A 21438-nucleotide genomic window follows, 5' to 3' on the forward strand; every position below is an offset into this window, starting at 1 on the left:
GAAGAGTGAAGAGTGAAGAGTGAAGAGTGAAGAGTGAAGAGTGAAGAGTGAAGAGTGAAGAGTGAAGAGTGAAGAGTGAAGAGTGAAGAGTGAAGAGTGAAGGCGTTAAAATAATAACAATAAATATAGCGGTATAGAGAGAAGGTTATATGTAGAGACTTGGTATTGCCAAGTCTAGGTTTCAAGATAAAAAAATCATTACTAAGTACTAATTTTGTGGGGGGATATTATGAATACAGAAGAAATTGTTGCGGCTGATAAAGAATATTTTATGAATGTTTTTGGGGAGCGAACGATGGTAGCAGAAAAAGGAGAAGGTGTCTACCTTTATGATAATGAGGGGAATAAATATTTAGATTTTTCTGCGGGGATTGCAGTTAATGCTTTAGGACATAATCACCCGCGAGTAACTGAAGCAATTCAAGACCAAGCAGAAAATTTACTTCATGCTTCTAATATATATTATTTTGAAATTCAGGCTAAATTATCGCAATTATTAGTTGAAAATACTTGTGCAGATAAAGTTTTTTATGCTAATAGTGGGGCTGAAGCTAATGAGGGGGCTTTAAAATTGGCCCGTAAGTATTTTAAAAAGCAAGAAGAAGATAAATATGAAATTATAGCTACGAGTGAATCATTTCATGGGCGTACATTAGCTACTTTGGCTGCTACAGGACAAGAGAAATATCAAAAACCATTTACTCCGTTACCTCAAGGTTTTTCTTTTGTTCCTTACAATGATTTAGAGGCAGTGAAAGCAGAGATTACAGAACAGACTGCAGCAATTATGGTAGAGCCAATTCAAGGTGAAGGTGGAGTTAATCCAGCTAGTCAAGAATATTTACAAGGATTAAGAGATTTATGTGATGAACATAATATATTATTGATTTTAGATGAAGTGCAAACAGGAATTGGGCGGACAGGGACTTTATTTGCTTATCAACAGTATAATATTGAGCCAGATATTTTCACTTCTGCTAAAGCTTTAGGAAATGGAGTGCCTGTTAGTGCTTTGTTGGCCCGAGGAGATGTAGCAGAGGCTTTTGAACCAGGAGATCATGCATCAACTTTTGGTGGGAATCCTTTAGCATGTAGAGCTGCTTATGCTACTTTAAGTACAATTTTAGATGAAGATATAATTCCTCATGCTCAAAATGTGGGTTCCTATTTTAAAGATGAACTAAATAAGTTAGAAGAGAAGTATGATGTGATTATAGATGTTAAAGGGCAGGGATTAATGCTAGGAGTAGAGGTGGATACTGATCCACAAATGATTAGAGATAAAATGTTAGAGAAAGGTGTTTTGATTTTGAAAGCAGGAAAAAATGTATTAAGATTTGTACCACCATTAATAATTAAGAATGAGCATGTTGATGAAGTAATTAAAAAATTGGATCAAGTATTTGCTACTTTAAATAGATAGTTAAATATTCTCCTAGAAACTAGCGCTTAAATTTGTTATTATATAAGTATGTCTAACTGATGTAAGATAAAATTAAATTATATAAATCTAGGAGGGTTAATAATGATTACAACAGTTACTTTAAACCCGGCTATTGACCGGGAGTATTTTGTAGAAACAAATGACCCTGGAGAGCACCAGTATATTTATGAAGATGCAGATATTAAAATATCTCCAGGGGGTAAAGGTTTATTAAGTGCAATTAATTTAAAAAACATGGGTTATCCTGATGTTCAAAATATAGGTTTTGTCGGTGGTAAACAGGGATTGTTTTTTGAAAAAATGGTTCAAGACAATAATGTAACAACTAATTATGTTTACACAACTAATGAAATAAGAAATAATATTTTTGTAATTGGTAAAGAACCTGTTACTTATACGCACTATAATGATTATACATATCGGGTCGAAGAACGAGATGTTGATGAATTAATTAAGCGCTATAAACGAGGGATTGTTGATAGTGAATATGTAATGATTTCTGGTTCTATTCCTGAAGGATTAGAGTTTGATATTTACAAAAGATTAATTGATATTGCTGATGAAAGAGATAAGACTGTTTATTTACATGCTAGTGGTGAAGCTTTAAATCAAGCTTTAGAAGCAGAACCAAAATTTGTTGTTCCTTATTTTAAACATACAGATAAGATTTTGGATGAAGAAATAAAAACAATGGATGATTATATTAAAGCCGGAAGAAAATTACAAGAAGCAGGAGCAGAATATGTGATGATTCCTTTTCACTGTGACCGTTTAGTATTTTCTAAAGATGAGGTATATTCTATTTCTGCTAAAGACTTCTGCCTATTGAATTGGTTAGGTGCTGGAGAAGCTTATAATGCAGCTTTCTTTGATTATATTTTAAATAATGAATTTGATTTTGTAGAAGCTAATAGATATGCTGGCGCTGCTGCTTTGGTAATAGCAGAAAAACGTGATATATTTATTCATGAGCAAGAAGAGATTGAAGATATGCTAGATAAAATTAAAGTAGAAAGGGTGGAATAAGACATGCATTTAGTTAAAGATTATATGATGCGGACTTTAAATTCAGTTTGTACTACTGATGATGTAGAAGATGTAATTCGATTGATGCATAAAACTGAGATGTCTGTTTTACCCGTAGTTGATTGGGAAAATAATTTTTTAGGAACTATTTATAGTAAAAACATTTTAAAGAATGTATTGCCAGAACAGTATGGTTTTTTAGAAACAAGAAGATTACTGCATGAAGTTAATCAAGCAGCAGAAAATTTAGCTGATATCAAAACTCGAGATGTAACTGATTATATGTCGCGCAGAAAATTAACTGTACGAGAAGATGATAAAATGAATAATGTAGCAGATATAATGCTTGATAATGAAGAGTCTTATTTGTTTGTAGTAAATGAAGAAGAAAAATTACGCGGTTATATTTCTCGAGCCGACTTATTATTCTATCTATTGGAAGTAGGAGAGGAATAACAATGAATTTGAAAGCAGTTACTACTTTAAATGAACTTCGGCATTGGTTTCTATTAAATCAAGTAAGTAATAAAGAATTATATGTGATTGGAATTCTAATTGTTTTATCTTTATTGGTAGCAGTATTCACCAAAAGATTTGGGATTCCAACAGTAGTAGGTTATGTTTTCTTAGGGATCTTAGTTAGTGTTAGTGTAGTAAAAAAAGTTCCTTTATTATCGCAGGTGACTAAAGATTGGTATGCTTTTTTAGTAGAAAGTTTTGATTATGTATCGAATTTAGCTTTGGCTTTCATTGCTTTAACAATTGGAACTGAGTTATCAATTAATGTGTTAAAGAATTTAGGGAAAAAGATTATACTAATTGTAATTTTTGAATCTTTTGGAGCTTTTATATTAGTAACTGCTTCTATGTTAACACTTGGGAAGCCATTTTATCTTGCTTTATTATTAGGAGCTATTTCTTCTGCCACTGCTCCCGCAGCTACTGTAATGGTGCTGCAGGAGTACAATGCAGAAGGTAATTTGACTTCAACTTTATTAGCGGTGGTAGGGATTGATGATGCATTAGCCTTAACTATATTTAGTTTTGCTGAGCCAATTGCTTTAATTAAAGCTAAGGGTTCAGGTCATTTATCACTAGTCACTGCTATTGTCCATCCGGTAATTGAGATTTTAGGATCTGTAGTAGTTGGATTAATCATTGGTTATTTGTCACAATTGTATATTACTGCAGTAGAGGATAAGACAAAACGAATTTTAACTTTAGTTGCTACAGTATTAGGTTGTTCTTCTTTAGCAGTTTATGCTAATTTATCACCACTATTGACTAATATGGCTGTAGGATTTGCTTATACTAATTTTTCTACTAAAAACTTGGGGATTGCTGAAGATATGGAGGTTATAACTATTCCTCTGTATGCTATGTTTTTTGTTTTAGCTGGAACTAAGATTAAAATTATGCAAATCACCTCAGTCGGATTCTTGGTATTAGCATTAGTTTATACTGCAGCTAGATTAATTGGTAAAGTTGGCGGTGCTTCGCTTGGGGCAACTATTGCTGGAGCTGATGATAAAATTAAAAAGTATATTGGTTTAGGGTTGTTATCTCAAGTAGGAGTAGCAATTGCTTTAGCTTATACTATTCAACGTGATTTTGCTCAATTTCCTGAGTTAGCAGTTTTGATTTTTAATATTTTATTGTTTACTACTGCTATTACTGAAGTTATAGGTCCTCTAGCAACTAAATATGCAGTATCTATGGCAGATGAAATTAAAAAATAGCAAGTTAGAAATAATTATAAATTAATTTACTATTAAAGGTGGGCTTTAATATGGAATTTCTAGAAGAAGTAATGGCTTTAGAAGAGGTAATGCATATAAAAATTATAGAAGAACTAATGATGTTTCATGAAGTAGGTAATCAAGTCATTTCTTTAGTAGCTATATTCTTTTTATTAGCTTTATTTGTAGTGTTATTAGCTAAAAATTTCAAAGTTCCAATAGTAGTAGGGTATGTGTTTTTAGGTATCTTACTCAGTGTGGACCTAGTAAAGTTAATACCATTTTTAACTAAGACTCAGGTAAAATGGTATAGTTTTATAATTGAGAGTTTAGATTATGTACCTCAGGTTGCCTTAGGTTTTATTGCCTTCACTATTGGTAGTGAATTATCAATAGAATTATTTAAAAAACTGGGTAAAAAAATTGGATTTATTGTAATCTTTGAAGCTTTTGGGGCTTTTAGTTTAGTTACTTTAGCTACTTTAGCAATTGGTAAAGAACTTTATTTTGCATTGCTTTTAGGGGCAATTGCTTCTGCTACAGCTCCTGCTGCTACTGTAATGGTACTGCAAGAATATAATGCTAAGGGTACATTAACCTCAATGGTTTTAGCTGTAGTAGGAATTGATGATGCAATTTCTTTGATTATATTTAGTTTAGTAGAGCCAATTGCTTTATTATTATATTCTGGCTCAGGGGAAATTTCTTTTGTTAATACTTTGGGAATACCAATTATTGAAATCATTGGTTCAATTGTAATTGGACTAGCAGTTGGATATCTTTCTCAAAGCTTTATAGTTTCAAAAGAAGATCATACAATTAAGATTCTGACTATTTTCACTACGATTATCGGTAGTTCTGCGATAGCTATTAATTTTGAATTATCGCCCTTGATTACTAATATGGCTGTAGGATTTGCTTATCGTAATTTTGCTACTAGAAACTTAGGGATTGAAGAATATATGGAAACTTTAACAACACCTTTATATGCTATTTTCTTTATTTTAGCTGGTACAGAAATTAGATTTGGTGATGTATTTACTAGTAGCTTTTTAATAGTTGTCTTTGTTTATACTTTGGCTCGTATGACTGGTAAGATTGGAGGAGCTTATTTAGGTGGAGTGGTTGGAAAAGCTCAAGATAAAGTTAAGAAGTATTTAGGATTGTGTTTATTCCCACAAAGTGGAGTAGCGATTGCCTTAGCGTATACTGTGCAGAAAGATTTTGCTAGTAACCCTGAGGTGGGCTTGTTAGTATTTAATACGTTATTATTTACAGCAGCTTTAACTGAGGTATTTGGTCCATTAGCAACCAAATATGCTATTACTAAGGCAGGAGAAATTAATCCAAAACAATGAAGTTGAATTATTTATCTTTAGATATTAAATCAAGGTGGGATCTTAATGGAATATTTACATCAGCTAGCTAAGCCATTTTATAAAGAAGGAAATTCGCAGGCTTGTTTATTAATTCATGGGTTTTCAGGTAGTCCAGCTCATATGCGTTATTTAGGTCAAAGATTGCATCAAGAAGGATATACAGTAAGTGGTGTCTTGTTACCAGGGCATGGTACCAGTCTAGAAAAGATGGAAAAAACTAATAGTAAAGATTGGTGGTCTAAAGTAGAAACAGAGTATCAATCTTTAAGTGAAGATCATGAAGAAGTTTATGTCTTAGGACTATCAATGGGAGGCACCTTATCATTATTATTAGCAGAGAATTATGATGTAGATAAGATTGTTTCTATTGCGGCACCAATTAAGTTACAAGATAAACGAGCTTATTTAACGCCGTTGATAAAATATTTTAAAAGATTTGAAGAATGGCCAGAAAATGATTTAGATGAATATGATATTGGTTATTCTGGGATGCCAGTTAAATCTGTGCCGGAATTGTTGGAACTGATTAAAGATTCAGAAAAAAACTTAAATAAAATATCTTGTCCTACCTTAATTGTTCAATCGCAAGACGATCAAACAGTTAAACCCATTAGTGCAGAAATTATTTATAATAATATAGCTAATACTAATAAAGAGATATTGTGGTTAGAAAATTCTGGTCATGTGTGCACTGTAGGAGAAGAAAAAGAAGAAATCCATCAAAAAGTAGTCCGATTTTTAGCTGATTGACATGTGAATTAAGAAAAGTTATAATAAAAAATACATTTTATGAATTAGTGGTGGTAAATATGTTAGATAAATTATCAAAATTAAATCAATTACTAACGAGGGCTGATAAAGTCGCTATAATTTCTATTATATTGTGTAGTGGGCTATTGATTATTTTAACTCCGCAATTAGTTTCTGGGGCTCAAGGAAATAAAGATATAGTAGTTAAGTTAGCTGAGCAAGAAATTTATCGTCATAATTTAAGTAAAGAAGAAAAATTAAAGAGAGTTAAATTTAACTTTGATTTTAAAGGGGAATCTTATCAAGGTGTATTAAGGATTAAAAATGGGAAAGTTAAACTAGAGCGGCTAAATAAAAACATTTCTCCATTAGCAATTCATTCTGAAATGGGGTGGATTAGTAAGCCTTATCAAATGATTGTTTGTTTGCCAGTTAAGTTGACTGTAACTATTGAAAGTAATAATTCTGAACAAAATGATATTGATGTTAGGACATTTTAACTTTAATAAGGAAGTGAATTTAACTATGGATCAAGAGCAACAACGAGATGATTTAATAGTTTTTTTTCAAGCATTATTCATTGTGATAGTTATTTGTTCTATTTTAATGTTATCAATTCCTTATATAAGTTTGTTGAAGGATATTTCTATTATTGCCCTTTTATCTTATTTTATTAATAAATATATGGAATAATTGTTATTTCCAGAGTTAAAGCTCTGGATTATTTTATTTTTTGATTGCAAAATCAGATATAATTATGTATTATTATATTATAAAATGATATTTGGCGATTTGTGTCGAATACTTTTTATCAGGGGGGAGAAATAAAATGTCTGAAATAGAACAAGAAGAGAGTAGTGAGCAGATCAATTGGAAAGACAGTTTAGTAACTAAAGTTAATGGGGCAATTATTATTGTATTAATTATTTTAATTGCTGGATTAGGATTTTTAATTAATAATATTGTATCTAATGAAATTACGGAATCTGCTCAAGAAAGAAATATTGAAATAGCTAAAGGTTTAGAAAAAGAAGCAGAAGCTTTTTTTAATGAAGGTGCAACACTTATTAAAGCGCTTTCTTATAATAAAGCAGTAAAAGAAAATAATATTAAAAAAATGAAAGAGATATTTGCGCAGGCTAAAGAAGATAACTCTTACTTTAGTGCTCTTTATTTAGGGACAAAAGCAGGTAAGATGCATACTTATCCTGAACTAAATTTGCCATCTGATTATGACCCAAGACAAAGACCCTGGTATAAGAAGGCTCAATCAGAAAAGCAAGTTGTTTGGTCAGATGTCTATATTGACGCTGATAGTAATAAACCGATTATAACTGTAGCAGTACCAATCATGAATAGTAATGGTGATTTCATTGGTGTGCTAGGTGGCGATGTATCTTTGGCAACTTTAAGTAACGCAGTAATTAATAGAAAGATTGGGGAAAATGGATATGCTTATATGGTGAATAAAAAAGGGGAATTACTTGCTCACCCTGACCAAGAAAAAGTAAATAATAATTTTGATTTAGCTCAAGTATTTAATATTAAGCAAGCCTTAGATAAAGAAAATGGACATTTAGAATATAAATATCAAGGTAAATTCAAATTAGCTTCTTACACTGAAGTACCAACAATTGAAGGGGCTATTTTTGCTCAAGCTCCATTTTCAGAGGTATATCAGGCGCGAAGTGAAATTAGAAAATCAATCTTAATTTTTAGTTTTATAATTATTATAGGCTTATCAGTATTAATTTATTATATTAACAAGAAATATTTATTAAAGCCAATTGAGATAATGACCGAACAAATTACTCAAGTGGCTAATGGTAATTTAGACATTGATACGGAGATTGATAGCAAAAATGAATTAGGTAAATTAGAGGACTCATTAGTTGATATGACTGATCAGTTAAGAGAAGTTATTGTTAATTTATCTAATAATATTGAAGATTTATCTGCCTACAGTCAGCAATTATCTGCTTCAGCTCAAGAAGGAAATGCTACTATAGAGACTACTAATGATTTAATCGAAGATATGTCATCAAGAATTCAACAAATTTCAGCTAGTGCAGAAGAAGTAACTAGTTTTGCTCAAGAATCAAATGCCCAAACTGATTTAGGTCGGGAAAAAATAGGGAAAACAGTTGCTAATATTAAAGAAATTAATCATTCAGTAGATGAAACAGTAGATATTATTAATGATTTAGATCAAACATCTGAAGAAATTGGGCAGATCGTAGAGTTAATTACTAATATTGCTGAGCAGACTAATTTATTAGCTTTGAATGCTGCGATTGAAGCTGCTAGAGCTGGAGAACACGGCCAAGGATTTGCAGTAGTAGCAGAAGAAATTCGAGAATTAGCAGAAGATACCTCTGATGCTACTGATAAAATATCGGGGTTAATTAATAAAACTCAGGAAAAATCTGAAACAGGATTAAAAGCAATTAAGAAAGTTAAGAATAAAGCCGAAGCAGGTCAGAAAATCGCTGAAGAAACAGATGAAGTATTTACAGAAATTGAAGAAGCAGCTGAAGAAACTTCAGGTCAAATTGAACAGACAGCCTCTGCTGCGCAGGATTTAGCACAAAACAGTGATGATATTAGTGATGCAGCAGATGATATTGAGAATATGTCTACTGAGATTAGTCATTCTTCACAAGAATTAGCTTCTATGGCTCAAGAGTTACAAGGATTAATTGAAAAATTTGAAGTTTGATCTTTCACTGCTCTAGGATTTTATCCTAGAGCTTTTTTTATATTAGAATCATACTTTTACAGATGAAAAAATAAAATATTATAAGGTACTTATAATGAAAAAGATTATTAGGGAGTGAATAAATGTAGTGAAAATCAATTTAGCTTTAAGTGGGGGTGGAATTAAGGGGATAGCTCATTTAGGAGGGCTTAAAGCATTGGAAGAAAATAATATAGAAGTAGTTGGAATTGCTGGCAGTTCAGTTGGATCAATTATAGCTAGTTTATATGGCGCTGGCTATTCATGTTCTATTTTAAGAGAAATGATTTATGAACAGAAATTTTCTGAATTTAAGGATGGATTTATATTAAATTTGTATCGGTTGATTTTTAGATATGGGGTTTATCGAGGCCAAAGTATTTTAGAATGGTTAGCAGATAAACTTGCAGATAAAGGAGTTGAAACTTTTTCAGATTTAGATATTGATGTGCGGATAGTAGTTTCAAATATTAGCTCTTGTTGCTCAAAGGTTTTCTCTCCCCAAACCACCCCGGGATATTCAGTTGCTAAAGCTGTACGAATGTCTTTAAGTATTCCAGTTTTTTATCAGCCTTGTTTTTATGAAGATCATTTTTGTGTTGATGGTGGTTTGATTAATAATTTACCATTAACTGTTTTTGAGGATCAGCGCTATCCCACTTTAGGATTTTTATTACTTAGTTCTAATCTTAATGCTGAGCAAGAAATAGATAACTTTTTAGATTATTTGGGAGTTGTAATAGATACTTCTATATCTATTAATGAATTGCGACAAATAGAGCTATCGCGTTCAAAAGTGATTTCTATTCCTACTTCTGAGATTAGTAGTATTAATTTTAATCTCTCCTTAGCTGAAAAAAAAGAACTCTATAATCGCGGTTACCAACAGGTTTATCAAGATTTAGATAAATTTATGGATCGAAGAGGTGTAAAAAGTGCTAATAAATTTATTAATTTAAGTCCTACAGTGGTAGAAATAGAAGAAATAAGTGCATTGATGATAGATTACATAATAGAAAAAGTCCAAATAGAGAAGATTACTAGTATAGTTGCTTTAGGGGATGATGACTATTTGTTTTCTTTTTTAGTAGCCCAAAGGTTGAATAAAAAATTCACGGTAATAAATTTGAGTAAATATTCGATTACTAATAGTGCAGTAGAGTATAAATATAATCAGTTGAATTCTGAAAGTAAAGTATTGATTGTTAATTATGCTCTTGTTGAAAATAGAATTTTAGATAAAGTAATAACTAATTTAAGAGCAAAAGAAGTGGAAGTAGTAGCGGTGTTTAATTTTTTTGGCCCTGAAAGAAAAAGTAACTTTCATTTAAATAAGCTAATAACACCTATTTATACATATAATTGAAATTTTCAACAGCCCTATTGTGGGCTGTTTTTTTGATTGCTAAAATTATTTTTAAATATATGATGTTTAAAAAGATTTTAGGGTTTTATTTAGAATGATGGAGTTAATAAACTGGTATATAAAAAGATAAGATATTTTTTGTATTTTTTTAGAAAAAGAAGGAAAATAAATGTGCAATATAGAATATAATAGTTAAGAAGCATTTTATTTTTATAAAAACACATTTAAGTAAAAATATTAATTGAGTATAGTTTGCTTAGCTATAATTTTCAATGAAGTAATTATAAACTATTTAAATAAGACTTAATCAAGAGAAGTACTAAAGTGTTTAGGTTAAGGCAGGAGAAAATTATATATTATTCAAAGGGGGCAAAAGTATGAAGTTTAAATCTTATAAGTATGAATTGATTTTAAAGTTGATAGTGGTGATTACTTTAATTTTGACTATAATAATTGGGTTTAATTTTTATTTTAGCAGACAAAATTTGATTAAAAAGTATCAGAATTCAGAAACTCGAGTTATTTCTCAAGCAACTAATATTTTAAATCAGACTGACGTTTTATACCAAATTTTAAATAATAATATGAATAAACAGATGAAAGAATTTTCTAAAGAAATAGCGCAAGTATATAGTAGAAATAATGGTAATTTGTCTAATCAGGACTTAAAAGAATTGAAGAGAAAATATGAGGTATCTGATATTTATCTAATTAATAAACAAGGGATTATAGAAAAAACAACTTTTGCTAAAGACCAAGGATTAAATTTATTTAAAGCAATTAAAGGATTTGATAAATTTTTGACTGATGTCAGAACAGGAGACGAATTTGTATCTAATAAAATAGCTTTAGAGCAAAAGACTAATAAATTTAAGAAGTTTACTTATTATCCTGCCCCTGACCACGAATATATTATTGAATTAGGTTGGTATGCTCAAGATTTTGATCCCACCATAAAGAAGACAAGTTTTCAAAAGATAACTAAGGATATAGTAGAACAAAATTATTTGATTAAGAATATTAGATTATTTGATTTAGCTGATTTTAGGACTTTAGGGGATATGAATTATAAATTGCCTCAAAAACATCAAATTGAAATAAAAAATAAAGCTAATCAAGATAAGATAATGCTGAATGAAAATACTAAAAGTTATGGTCAATTAGAGTATGTATATAAAAAAGTGGCGTTTTCTAGTATGAATCACGGTCGTCTAATTCAAATTGTATTAAATAAAGAAAAGCTAATTACTGATTTAAGAAAAGAAATATTCTTAAATTTAGGTTTATTTTTATTAGGACTTTTAATTACAGTGGGGATAAGTTATTTGTTGAGTAAAGATATAATTAGTTTAATTAATAAAGTGAAAAATAAGGTTGTTAAATTAGGGAATGGAGATTTAACTGTTCAAATAGTAGAAAATAGAGAAGATGAGTTTGGAGAATTAGCTAAATCATTTAATCAAACTGTTAAACGGCAGAGAAAATTAATAACTAATATATTTAAATTAATTGAAGATTTATCATCTTATAGTAATGAGATATCAAAAGTTGATGAAAAAATTAACGATACTTTTGATTTTATTAAAGGTGTAAAAACAGGAAATAAAGAAACTGCAGCGGCTATAGATGAAATTTCTATTTCTATTGAAGAAATAGCTAAGGGAACAGAATCATTATCTGTTAAAGCAGAAACAATTTCAGAACTAGGTACTGAAACATTTTCGATAATGAAAGAAGCAGATGATAAAATTAATTTTGGGACTGAACTTGTTAATGAAGCAGTAAAGGTTATGGAAGATTTAGAGAATAGTGTATCTAAAGTAGATAAAATATCAGAAAAAATTATGGGTATTGCTGATGAAACTAATTTATTATCTTTAGATGGTGCGATTGAAGCAGCAGATTCAGGAGGGGCAGGTCAAGGATTTGCATCTGTAGCAGATGATATTAAAGACTTAGCAGATGAAAGTATGAAATCAGCTAAAGAAGTAAAGGAAATAGTAACAGAAGTAAAAGAAGTAGCAGAAAGGACAATAAATATTATGGTTCCTTCAGATGAATCTCATCAAAATATTGCGGATGTTTTTAAAGAGATTCAAAATTTATCTGGTGACTTAATGAATAAAGCAGAACAAGTAACAGAAACTACAGAAGACCAAGTTGCTTCTACAGAAGAAATTAGTGCTTCCACCGAGGAAATCAGTGCATCTACAGAAGAGGTTTCAGCACAAGCAGATAAAATGTATAAAAATGCTCAGGAATTAGAGAATATAATGAGTCAAGTAGTAGAAGCAAATCAAAATTTAAATGATCGCTTTAAAGAGCAAGCTCAAGAATCAAAGGAAAAATTAGAAGAAGTTAATATAGAACTATAAAGGTAAATATTAATTTTAAATAGCAATTTGAGATGTAATAGTTAAACTGTTATAATTAATCTAACAATTACGTAAAATAAAGGGGGCACCAAGGAATGCAGTATAGAGAATTTGGTGATTTAGATTGGCAGGTTTCAGCACTAGGCTTTGGAGCAATGCGTTTACCTGAAGATGATGGAGAAATTAATGAAGCAGAAGCAATTGAAATGATTCGGTATGCGATTGATAATGGAGTTAATTATGTTGATACAGCGTGGCCTTATCATGGAGGGGAAAGTGAAAGCCTTGTTGCTAAAGCGTTAAAGGATGGATATCGAGAAGAAGTTAAAGTAGCTACTAAGATGCCATCTTGGGAACTTGAAAAGAAAGAAGATTTAGATAAATATCTTAATCAACAATTAGAAAGATTAGAAGTAGAAAAGATTGATTTTTATCTATTACATGCTTTAGACCAGGATCATTGGCAAAATTATAAAGATATTGGACTTGATTATGTATTTAATTGGATCGAGAAGATGAAAGAAGAAGGAAAAATAGATCAGATTGGATTTTCTTTTCATGATGATTATGATTTATTTGAAGAATTAGTTGATAGCTATGATTGGGATTTTTGTCAAATTCAATATAATTACATTGATACAGAATTTCAAGCAGGTAAGAAAGGTTTGAAATATGCTGATGAAAATGATATTCCAGTAGTAGTCATGGAACCTTTACGTGGTGGTAGTTTAGCAGGAGATATGCCTGAAGAAATAGAAGAAATAATTGCTCAATCTGAGACAAAGAGAAGTGCAGCAGACTGGGCTTTACAGTGGTTGTGGAATCAACCTGAAGTAGCAGTTGTACTAAGTGGAATGAGTACTTTAGAGCAGGTTAAAGAAAATGTAGAAAGTGCTGATAATTCGGGTGTAGGAATATTAAGTGATCAGGAAGAAGAAATTGTTGCAGAAGTGGCTAATAAATATGAAGAACTGGTACCTGTCAATTGTACAGGATGTGGATATTGTGTTCCGTGCCCGACTGGTGTTAGAATTCCAAAGACTTTTGCTGTCTATAATGAAAGTAAAATATTTAATTCTCAAGAAGCAGAAGAAGAATATGAGAATTTAGCTGAAGGTCAACAAGCTAGTGCTTGTGTAGAATGTGGGCAATGTGAAGAAATTTGTCCGCAAAATATAGAAATTATAGAAAGATTGACAGAAGCTCATGAATACTTAACTGCTTAGATACAGCAATAATTAAAAAAATATATGAATAACTACTGATTCAAACCAGGGGGCAACCTCTGGTTTTTTATTTATTAATAGCAGAGTATTATTTCACAAATAATAGATTAGTGTTGACAATTGACGTTTAATAAGATATTATTAAATTAAGCAATATACCCATAGGGGGTAGGGGTAATATTTTAAGAGATTGTTAATCTTATATTTCAGGGGGGATATATATGACCCAAAATAAAATAAATCTTAAAGTAACGGGAATGACTTGTGCAGCTTGTTCACAGAGAGTTGAGAATGCTTTAAACGAATCTAAAGGAGTCGAAGAAGCAGCAGTTAATTTGCCAGCTGAAAAAGCAGCAATAGAATATAATGAGGATGAATTAAATGCTGCTGATTTAGTGCAGATAGTTAAAGATACAGGATATGGAGTTAAAGTAAAAAAAGAAAGTATCAAGATTGAAGATATGAGTTGTGCTAGTTGTGCTCAGAATATAGAGAAAGTATTAAATCAATCTGATGGAGTATTAGAAGCAGCAGTTAATTTTGCTGCAGAAAATGCTGTAGTTGAGTTTTTACCGAATGTAGTTAGTAAAACTGAACTGATTTCTGAAATTGAAAAGATAGGTTATACAGTAGCCGAAGAAGAAAGTGAAGAAAAAGAAACTAAAGTAGATGAAGATCAGCAAAAGATAGAAAAGGCACGTTCTAAAATGATAGCTAGTTGGGCGTTAACAATCCCGATTATGTTGTGGATGATACCAGAAATGTTTTTTGGGGTTGCTTGGCCTAATGAAAGTGCTTATAGTTTAGGAATGATTGCTTTAGCAATTCCGATTTTATTCTATGTTGGGCGCAAGACTTATTATACTGCTTATAAGTCTATTATTCACGGTAGTGCTAATATGGATGTATTGATTGCAATGGGGACAGGGGCAGCCTTTATTACAGGTCCTTTGACCTTTTTTACTCCTATTGCTAACTATGCTGGAGTTTCAGCAATGATTATGACTTTTCACTTAACAGGGCGTTATATTGAAACCAAAGCTAAAGGTAGAGCCTCTCAAGCAATTAAGAAATTATTAGAATTAGGAGCTAATACAGCTACAATATTAAAAGATGGTGAGGAAGTAGAAGTCCCAGTTGAAGATGTAAAGGTAGGAGATGTAATGGTAATAAGACCAGGGGAAAAAGTACCTACTGATGGAAAAATAATTGAAGGTGAAAGTGCTTTTGATGAGTCAATGGCTACAGGTGAATCAATGCCGGTTACTAAATCTGTAGGAGATGAAGTAATTGGAGCAACTATTAATCAGCGCGGATTAATTAAAGTTGAAGCCACTAAGGTAGGAAAGGATACTTTTCTTTCTCAGGTAATTAAAATGGTAGAAGAAGCTCAAGGTACTAAGGTTCCAATTCAGGAATTTGCTGATAAAGTAACTAGTATTTTTGTACCAACAGTATTAGGAATAGCAGCATTGACTTTCTTAAGTTGGCTGATTTTCCCGCAAGCTTTAGGACAAGTTACTAGTTGGGCAGCTGGATTTTTACCATGGGTAGATCCTAATTTAGGGGTTATTACAGCAGCTATTTTTGCTACTATTGCAGTCTTAGTAATTGCCTGTCCTTGCGCTCTAGGATTAGCCACGCCGACTGCATTAATGGTTGGTACTGGTATGGGAGCAGAGAATGGGGTTTTGATTCGTAAAGGAGAAGCAATTCAAACTATGAAAGATGTGCATACCATTGTCTTTGATAAAACAGGTACAATTACTAAGGGCCAACCTGAAGTTACGGATATCATAGCTAAGAATGATTTTACTGAGCAAGAATTATTGGAGGCTGCTGCTAGTGTAGAAGCAGGTTCAGAACATCCGCTAGGAGAAGCAATAGTTAGAAAAGCTGAAAATGAAGATGTTGAACTAAAAGATATTAACGAATTTAATTCTGTGACTGGTAAAGGAGTTAAAGCTAAAATATATGAAAAAGAAATTTTGGTAGGAAGCCGTAGGTTATTGACTGAAGCAGGAATTGAAGTTGAGAGTTTAGAAGAAGAAATGCAGGAATTAGAGAAAAAAGCTAAAACTGCTATGTTAGTAGCAATTGAAGACCAAGTAGCTGGAATTATAGCTGTAGCAGATCCTTTAAAAGAAGATTCCAAAGCAGCTATTAATGAATTACGCGAATTAGGATTAGAAACGGTAATGATTACTGGAGATAATCAACGTACTGCTGAGGCTATTGCTGAAGAAGTAGGAATTGACCATGTAGTAGCTGAAGTCTTGCCTGATGGTAAAGTTAATGAAATCAAAGACTTGCAAGAAAAATTTGGGACAATTGCTATGGTAGGAGATGGAATTAATGATGCTCCAGCTTTGACACAAGCTCATGTAGGAATTGCTATTGGTACTGGAACAGATATTGCTATTGAATCTGCTGATGTAACATTAGTACGTGGTGATTTATCTTCAGTTATTGCAGCAGTTAAATTGTCCCGAGCAACATTTAAAAAGATAAAACAGAATTTGTTCTGGGCCTTTATTTACAATACTATTGCTATTCCAGTTGCTATTTTAGGTTTATTGCATCCAGCAATTGCAGAAGCAGCAATGGCAACCAGTTCTGTTAGTGTTGTAACTAATGCTAATTTACTGCGGAGAGTAGATATAACTCCCGACTTTATAGTGACGAGTAAAAAGTAAAAACCATAAATCAAAAACTAAAAAAAAGAAGTTCCTCGAAATAAAGGGGGTTAAAGCTGATTTTGACTTTGCTTTTTATTTTCTACTCATCACTTTTTACTATAACTAAGTGTTGGAGGTGAATGATATGAGTTCATATCAAGATAAAAAAGAGAATCTGAAGACTCGCTTAAAGAGAATTGAGGGCCAAGTACGTGGTCTGCATAAAATGGTTGATGAAGAAAAATATTGTGTTGATGTATTAACGCAGATTAATGCTGTTAAAGGGGCATTAAATAAAGTAGGAATGGAAGTTTTAGAATCACATACTAAAGGGTGTGTGACAAATGCGATTAAGGAAGAAGAAAAAGAAGATGAAATTATTAATGAGTTAATGGATGTTGTTTTTAAGTTTACTAATAAATAAAATTATTTTAAGAATATGTTTTACTCTATAAGTGTAAATTAGATACAAAATATAAATAAACTTAATGAGGGGTTGATTTGAATGAGTAAAAAGCAATTAACTGTAGAAGGTATGTCATGTGGGCACTGTAAAAATGCTGTAGAGACTGCTTTGATGGATTTAGAAGGAGTCAATCAAGCAGAGGTTGATTTAGATGCTAAAACTGTAACAATCAAGTATGAAGGGGTTAGCGAAGCAAATTTAACGGCAGCAATTGAAAATGCTGGACCTTATGAAGTGCAGTAGTCTAATAAACAGCTCCTTTTTGGAGCTGTTTTTTTATGGTTTTAAGGTTAGTTTGCTTTGTTAGCTTAAGCCTCATAGTTTAGAGCTTACAGCTAAATGAGCGTAGTCTTATTTTCTATTTAATACAGGAATTCAACACTTTTCATAGAATTTATTGATTAAGTAACAATAAACTTGTGGAGGTGGAAAAGATGCCTAAACTACCTAATATTTTAATCATTGATGATTCATCTTTCTTAAGAAAATCAGTGGGAAAGTTGCTTTCCGAAAATGAAATGAATGTATTTGAGGCAGAGAATTTGGCCCAGGTAAGGAATAATAGATTTTCGGGAAATAAGAAATTGTCTGATATGGATTTAGTTCTATTAGATATATATTTAAAAGGAGAAAAGGGGTTTGATATTTTACCTTATTTAAGAAACGAGTATCCTACTCTTCCAGTAGTTATTTTAAGTATGGATGATAGTAAAGAAACAGTGTTGAGAGCTTTTAGTCTTAAAGCAAATGATTATATTTTAAAGCCTTTTGATGAGCAAAAGTTGATTGATAAAGTTAATTATTATATTAATTTAGATGAGCAATGTATTATTAATCCGCGCCAATGTTCAGTAGTAGAAAGACAGCCAAGAGATGAGTTTGATTATTTTCAAGTTGATTTATCAACTGAAATTAGTCGTTCGTTGAGGAGTGAATTATCATTTTCTATAGTAGAGTTGAGTTTAAAACCAGAAAGAGAAGGAGTAATTAATAAAGAAAAGCTATTGAATTTAATCCGAGATATTGATCAGCTATATTCTACTAAAGAGTCTAATTATTTATTTTTATTACCGTTAACAAATAGAGAAGGTGTGCAGAAATTTATAAATAGATTAAAAGAAGAGTTTCAAACTAAATTTAATTTAGAATATTTTGACTTTATAAATACTATTACTTTTCCATCAGATATCACTAAATATGTTAGTAAGACTAGGGCAGTTAAATATCAGCAAGAAATTTTAGAAAAATTACAAGCTGAAGATAGATAAATTTGGGATGATTAGTAGTTAATTAGCGCAGTAGTGTAGTATATGGTCAATAAAAAATAAAAATAAAAAATAATTAAATAAGAGTAGAGAATAAATTTATGATTGATTAATTTTTTAATTGTTTTATCTTGCATTAAAATAAGTAATAAGCTAGGGACTGCTAGCAACTTTAAAAATTGGAATAGTCTAATATCAAAGTGGAGTACTGCATTAATAATTGGATTTATCTCTTGGTAACCTTGCTTTAAATAAAAGGTGGTAAAAAAGTAATCAGAAATATTAAATAAAATCAATAATAATAGAGAAAATCGAATTAATAATATTTTACTTTTTGTCATAAAACCATCTCCTCTAAAATAGCTTATTATATCTTATACTTTAAGTATGTCAAAAAAGAATTAAAAATATTACAAGTAAATTTTTATACAAAATTTACTTGTAATAAACTAAAGATTTTGTTAAAATTAAAAATAGATAATTAAATATTTCAACTTCTAGGGGCGCTCTCTATGAGCTGAGAAAGAGCTTAGACTCTAGTCCCTTTGACCTGATCTGGATAATGCCAGCGTAGGGAAGCAAGTGCTTAAGGATTTTAATCCTTTGGAGCACAATTCCACCTACGGAGTTGTGTTTTTTGTTTTTTGGACTACTAGCTAAAGGATTAATTTAACTTTAAAGGCACAGTTTCCTAACGGAGGCTGTGCCTTTTTTTATTTTTAGTGAGAAATCAAATACTAGATAGGAGGGATAAAGATGAAACAAGTATTGACTATAGCGGGGTCTGATTCTGGTGGAGGAGCAGGAATCCAAGCGGATTTAAAGACCATGACTAATTTTGCTACTTATGGGGCTTCAGTAATTACTGCTGTTACAGCGCAAAACACTTTGGGAGTGCAAGGGGTTAGAGTAATGAGTAGAAATGTGGTAGCACGACAACTTGATTCTGTATTAACGGATTTAAGCTTTAGTGCTGCTAAGACGGGTATGTTAGCTAATCAGGATATTATTGAAGTAGTAGTAGAAAAAACTCAAGAGTATCAATTAAAGAATTTAGTTGTCGATCCAGTAATGGTAGCTACAAGCGGTGATGTATTATTAGAAGAAGAGGCGATTTCTAGCTTAAAAGAGCAATTAATTCCTCTAGCCAAAATCATAACACCTAATTTAAAGGAAGCTAAAGTATTAACTGGGTATGAAAAAGAAGCGACAATAGAATTGAAAGAAATAGCTCAAGAGTTATTTCAATTAGGACCAGAAGCAGTGTTAGTTAAAGGTGGTCATAGTCAAGCTGAACAAGCAGTTGATATGTTTTATGATGGAACTCAATATCACGAATTAAGTGCTCCTAGAATTGATACTAATGATACTCATGGAACAGGCTGTACATTATCTTCAGCTATAGCTAGTAATTTAGCTTTAGGATATGATCTATTAACAGCAGTAAAAAGAAGTAAGGAGTTTATTACTAAAGCAATTAAAGAAGGGGTCAAGGTTGGAACAGGAAATAATCCAGTTAATCATTTAGTAAAAGTAAATTAAAAATTAAAGGGGTGAAAATATGGAAGATTGGGAATTATATTTAGTTACGGAAGAAGATTTATCTGCTGGGAGAAAGACTATGGATGTAGTTAAAGAAGCAGTAGCAGGTGGAGTAGATGTAGTGCAATTACGAGAAAAGAATAAAACTACACGGGCTAAATATCAATTAGGTCAAAAAATCAAAAGAACATTAGATAATACGGGAGTTGATTTTATTATCAATGATGATCCTGCTTTAGCTCTTGCTTTAGATGCTGATGGAGTGCATTTAGGTGATGATGATTTAACTATTAAAGCTGCTAGAGAAATATTAGGTCCTGATAAAATAATTGGTTATTCTACTTCTAATTTAGCAGAAGTTGAACAAGCAAAGCAGCAAGGTGCTGATTATGTTGGTTTTGGAGCAATTTATCACACTTCTTCTAAAGATGTGCAATCGCGGCGACAAGGCATTGGGTTAGAGAGGTTAAAACAGCTTAGTCCAGAAGTTAAGATTCCAATAGTAGCTATTGGTGGGATTAATGCTGGAAACATTGCGAAAGTGAAAGAAGCAGGAGCGGATACTATAGCAATGATCAGTGCAATTACTGGAGCAGAAAATGTTAAAAAAGAAGTTCAAAATTTAAAAAATAAAATGGGGTGTAAAAATGACTAATATAATTGCTAGAATTAAAGAAGAAAAGCCATTAGTTCATCACATTACTAATTATGTAACTACGAATGAATCTGCTAATGTTACTCTTTATTGGGGCGGTTTACCTGTGATGGCTCATTTTAAAGAAGAGGTAGCTGCAATGGTAGAATCGGCAGCAGCTTTAGTCTTGAATATTGGTGTTTTAGATGATGAGCAGGTAGAAGCTATGATTAGAGCAGGGAAAAAAGCTAATCAATTGGAGATACCAGTTATTCTAGATCCAGTAGGAGCAGGAGCTACAGATATAAGAACTGATGTAGCTAAAGAGTTAATGAGTGAATTAGATTTAGCAGTGATTAAAGGAAATCAAGGAGAAATAACAGTTTTATCTGGTGGGAAAGCTGAAATGAGTGGAGTAGAATCCATCGGAGAATATAGTAAAATTGAGCAGGATGCGTTGAATTTAGCCCAGCAGCAGGATGTTGTTGTGGTAGTGTCGGGAGCAGAAGATATTGTGACTGATGGTCAAGAAGTAAAGAGAATTAATCGGGGACATCCATTGATGGGTCAAGTAGTAGGAACTGGATGTATGCTAAGTAGTACTTTAGGAGTCTTTTGTGGTGTGGAAAAAGATTATTTAGCAGCTAGTATTGCAGCCGTGACTGCTTATGGTATTGCTGGTGAAAAAGCTAGTCAAGAAGCAGAGCGACCAGCCAGTTATAAGATTGCTCTACAGGATAATATTAGTATGGTTAACGATGATGATTTAATTGATCTATAAGGTGGTAGTTATGTGAGTAAAAAAATGAAA

Annotated in this window: 20 protein-coding genes and 1 riboswitch; of the genes, 19 read left to right on the forward strand and 1 reads right to left on the reverse strand. The window is 31.6% G+C overall.

What is annotated here, in order from left to right; genetic code table 11:
* The first annotated feature begins 229 nt into the window (after nucleotides 1-229).
* From JOC47_RS14100 to JOC47_RS14175, 16 genes are all read left to right on the forward strand, one after another.
* Entirely contained in the window at nucleotides 230-1423 is a 1194-nt protein-coding gene (locus JOC47_RS14100) for an aspartate aminotransferase family protein (RefSeq protein WP_204702959.1), read from the forward strand.
* Between the two features lie 102 nt (nucleotides 1424-1525).
* Nucleotides 1526-2470 carry a 1-phosphofructokinase family hexose kinase gene (locus JOC47_RS14105; RefSeq protein WP_204702961.1) on the forward strand — a complete coding sequence of 315 codons (945 nt, stop codon included), beginning with the start codon at nucleotides 1526-1528 and terminating at the stop codon, nucleotides 2468-2470.
* 3 nt (nucleotides 2471-2473) lie between these two features.
* Nucleotides 2474-2926, forward strand: coding sequence for a CBS domain-containing protein (locus tag JOC47_RS14110; protein ID WP_204702963.1), 453 nt, complete (start codon nucleotides 2474-2476; stop codon nucleotides 2924-2926).
* Nucleotides 2927-2928: 2 nt separating this feature from the next.
* A complete protein-coding gene (locus JOC47_RS14115; protein WP_204702964.1) occupies nucleotides 2929-4209 on the forward strand; it encodes a cation:proton antiporter in 1281 nt (426 codons plus the stop codon).
* Between the two features lie 50 nt (nucleotides 4210-4259).
* Nucleotides 4260-5567 carry a cation:proton antiporter gene (locus JOC47_RS14120; RefSeq protein WP_239551283.1) on the forward strand — a complete coding sequence of 436 codons (1308 nt, stop codon included), beginning with the start codon at nucleotides 4260-4262 and terminating at the stop codon, nucleotides 5565-5567.
* Between the two features lie 45 nt (nucleotides 5568-5612).
* Entirely contained in the window at nucleotides 5613-6338 is a 726-nt protein-coding gene (locus JOC47_RS14125; protein ID WP_204702965.1) for an alpha/beta hydrolase, read from the forward strand.
* A gap of 59 nt (nucleotides 6339-6397) precedes the next feature.
* The gene (locus JOC47_RS14130) at nucleotides 6398-6838 is read left to right on the forward strand and encodes a NusG domain II-containing protein (protein WP_204702966.1); all 441 of its coding nucleotides are present in this window, start codon (nucleotides 6398-6400) and stop codon (nucleotides 6836-6838) included.
* 25 nt (nucleotides 6839-6863) lie between these two features.
* A complete protein-coding gene (locus JOC47_RS14135; RefSeq protein WP_204702967.1) occupies nucleotides 6864-7031 on the forward strand; it encodes a hypothetical protein in 168 nt (55 codons plus the stop codon).
* A 136-nt stretch (nucleotides 7032-7167) separates the two neighbouring features.
* Nucleotides 7168-9057 (forward strand): methyl-accepting chemotaxis protein, encoded by a 1890-nt coding sequence (locus tag JOC47_RS14140; RefSeq protein ID WP_204702968.1) that lies wholly within the window; start codon nucleotides 7168-7170, stop codon nucleotides 9055-9057.
* A 127-nt stretch (nucleotides 9058-9184) separates the two neighbouring features.
* On the forward strand, nucleotides 9185-10441 hold the full coding sequence (locus tag JOC47_RS14145) for a patatin-like phospholipase family protein (RefSeq protein WP_204702969.1): 1257 nt from the start codon (nucleotides 9185-9187) through the stop codon (nucleotides 10439-10441).
* A 377-nt stretch (nucleotides 10442-10818) separates the two neighbouring features.
* Complete coding sequence (locus tag JOC47_RS14150; protein WP_204702971.1) at nucleotides 10819-12816, forward strand: methyl-accepting chemotaxis protein; 1998 nt, start codon at nucleotides 10819-10821, stop codon at nucleotides 12814-12816.
* A 95-nt stretch (nucleotides 12817-12911) separates the two neighbouring features.
* On the forward strand, nucleotides 12912-14042 hold the full coding sequence (locus tag JOC47_RS14155; protein ID WP_204702973.1) for an aldo/keto reductase: 1131 nt from the start codon (nucleotides 12912-12914) through the stop codon (nucleotides 14040-14042).
* Between the two features lie 221 nt (nucleotides 14043-14263).
* Nucleotides 14264-16738 carry a heavy metal translocating P-type ATPase gene (locus JOC47_RS14160; protein ID WP_204702974.1) on the forward strand — a complete coding sequence of 825 codons (2475 nt, stop codon included), beginning with the start codon at nucleotides 14264-14266 and terminating at the stop codon, nucleotides 16736-16738.
* A gap of 127 nt (nucleotides 16739-16865) precedes the next feature.
* Nucleotides 16866-17144 carry a metal-sensitive transcriptional regulator gene (locus JOC47_RS14165; RefSeq protein WP_204702976.1) on the forward strand — a complete coding sequence of 93 codons (279 nt, stop codon included), beginning with the start codon at nucleotides 16866-16868 and terminating at the stop codon, nucleotides 17142-17144.
* Nucleotides 17145-17225: 81 nt separating this feature from the next.
* Nucleotides 17226-17429 (forward strand): heavy-metal-associated domain-containing protein, encoded by a 204-nt coding sequence (locus JOC47_RS14170; RefSeq protein WP_204702978.1) that lies wholly within the window; start codon nucleotides 17226-17228, stop codon nucleotides 17427-17429.
* 191 nt (nucleotides 17430-17620) lie between these two features.
* Nucleotides 17621-18454 carry a response regulator gene (locus tag JOC47_RS14175; RefSeq protein ID WP_204702980.1) on the forward strand — a complete coding sequence of 278 codons (834 nt, stop codon included), beginning with the start codon at nucleotides 17621-17623 and terminating at the stop codon, nucleotides 18452-18454.
* 11 nt (nucleotides 18455-18465) lie between these two features.
* On the opposite strand, the gene JOC47_RS16000 is transcribed toward JOC47_RS14175, so the two are convergent.
* Nucleotides 18466-18792, reverse strand: a complete 327-nt coding sequence (locus JOC47_RS16000; protein WP_369127974.1) for a DUF5658 family protein — start codon at nucleotides 18790-18792, stop codon at nucleotides 18466-18468.
* Between the two features lie 148 nt (nucleotides 18793-18940).
* A riboswitch (TPP riboswitch) is annotated at nucleotides 18941-19045 on the forward strand.
* A 162-nt stretch (nucleotides 19046-19207) separates the two neighbouring features.
* On the opposite strand from JOC47_RS16000, the gene thiD reads away from it, so the two are divergent.
* From thiD to thiM, 3 genes are read left to right on the forward strand one after another with little or no spacing between them, the layout of a single operon-like run.
* Nucleotides 19208-19993 carry a bifunctional hydroxymethylpyrimidine kinase/phosphomethylpyrimidine kinase gene (gene thiD / locus JOC47_RS14180; RefSeq protein ID WP_204702982.1) on the forward strand — a complete coding sequence of 262 codons (786 nt, stop codon included), beginning with the start codon at nucleotides 19208-19210 and terminating at the stop codon, nucleotides 19991-19993.
* Between the two features lie 19 nt (nucleotides 19994-20012).
* On the forward strand, nucleotides 20013-20648 hold the full coding sequence (thiE, locus tag JOC47_RS14185) for a thiamine phosphate synthase (RefSeq protein WP_204702984.1): 636 nt from the start codon (nucleotides 20013-20015) through the stop codon (nucleotides 20646-20648).
* Entirely contained in the window at nucleotides 20641-21408 is a 768-nt protein-coding gene (gene thiM, locus JOC47_RS14190) for a hydroxyethylthiazole kinase (RefSeq protein ID WP_204702986.1), read from the forward strand. The genes thiE and thiM overlap by 8 nt, the downstream gene beginning before the upstream one ends.
* Nucleotides 21409-21438 lie beyond the last annotated feature (30 nt).

Origin of the sequence: Halanaerobacter jeridensis, from assembly GCF_016908315.1 — a bacterium.
Taxonomy (GTDB): domain Bacteria; phylum Bacillota; class Halanaerobiia; order Halobacteroidales; family Halobacteroidaceae; genus Halanaerobacter; species Halanaerobacter jeridensis.

Excerpts from the sequence above, each read along its gene's own strand:
- thiM (WP_204702986.1), top strand. The coding sequence starts at position 20,641 with ATGACTAATATAATTGCTAGAATTAAAGAAGAAAAGCCATTAGTTCAT.
- JOC47_RS14150 (WP_204702971.1), top strand. The coding sequence starts at position 10,819 with ATGAAGTTTAAATCTTATAAGTATGAATTGATTTTAAAGTTGATAGTG.
- JOC47_RS14125 (WP_204702965.1), top strand. The coding sequence starts at position 5,613 with ATGGAATATTTACATCAGCTAGCTAAGCCATTTTATAAAGAAGGAAAT.
- JOC47_RS14140 (WP_204702968.1), top strand. The coding sequence starts at position 7,168 with ATGTCTGAAATAGAACAAGAAGAGAGTAGTGAGCAGATCAATTGGAAA.
- JOC47_RS14135 (WP_204702967.1), top strand. The coding sequence starts at position 6,864 with ATGGATCAAGAGCAACAACGAGATGATTTAATAGTTTTTTTTCAAGCA.
- JOC47_RS14155 (WP_204702973.1), top strand. The coding sequence starts at position 12,912 with ATGCAGTATAGAGAATTTGGTGATTTAGATTGGCAGGTTTCAGCACTA.
- JOC47_RS14100 (WP_204702959.1), top strand. The coding sequence starts at position 230 with ATGAATACAGAAGAAATTGTTGCGGCTGATAAAGAATATTTTATGAAT.
- thiD (WP_204702982.1), top strand. The coding sequence starts at position 19,208 with ATGAAACAAGTATTGACTATAGCGGGGTCTGATTCTGGTGGAGGAGCA.
- JOC47_RS16000 (WP_369127974.1), bottom strand. The coding sequence starts at position 18,792 with ATGACAAAAAGTAAAATATTATTAATTCGATTTTCTCTATTATTATTG.
- JOC47_RS14110 (WP_204702963.1), top strand. The coding sequence starts at position 2,474 with ATGCATTTAGTTAAAGATTATATGATGCGGACTTTAAATTCAGTTTGT.
- JOC47_RS14165 (WP_204702976.1), top strand. The coding sequence starts at position 16,866 with ATGAGTTCATATCAAGATAAAAAAGAGAATCTGAAGACTCGCTTAAAG.
- JOC47_RS14175 (WP_204702980.1), top strand. The coding sequence starts at position 17,621 with ATGCCTAAACTACCTAATATTTTAATCATTGATGATTCATCTTTCTTA.
- JOC47_RS14120 (WP_239551283.1), top strand. The coding sequence starts at position 4,260 with ATGGAATTTCTAGAAGAAGTAATGGCTTTAGAAGAGGTAATGCATATA.
- JOC47_RS14130 (WP_204702966.1), top strand. The coding sequence starts at position 6,398 with ATGTTAGATAAATTATCAAAATTAAATCAATTACTAACGAGGGCTGAT.
- JOC47_RS14170 (WP_204702978.1), top strand. The coding sequence starts at position 17,226 with ATGAGTAAAAAGCAATTAACTGTAGAAGGTATGTCATGTGGGCACTGT.
- JOC47_RS14105 (WP_204702961.1), top strand. The coding sequence starts at position 1,526 with ATGATTACAACAGTTACTTTAAACCCGGCTATTGACCGGGAGTATTTT.
- JOC47_RS14160 (WP_204702974.1), top strand. The coding sequence starts at position 14,264 with ATGACCCAAAATAAAATAAATCTTAAAGTAACGGGAATGACTTGTGCA.
- thiE (WP_204702984.1), top strand. The coding sequence starts at position 20,013 with ATGGAAGATTGGGAATTATATTTAGTTACGGAAGAAGATTTATCTGCT.
- JOC47_RS14115 (WP_204702964.1), top strand. The coding sequence starts at position 2,929 with ATGAATTTGAAAGCAGTTACTACTTTAAATGAACTTCGGCATTGGTTT.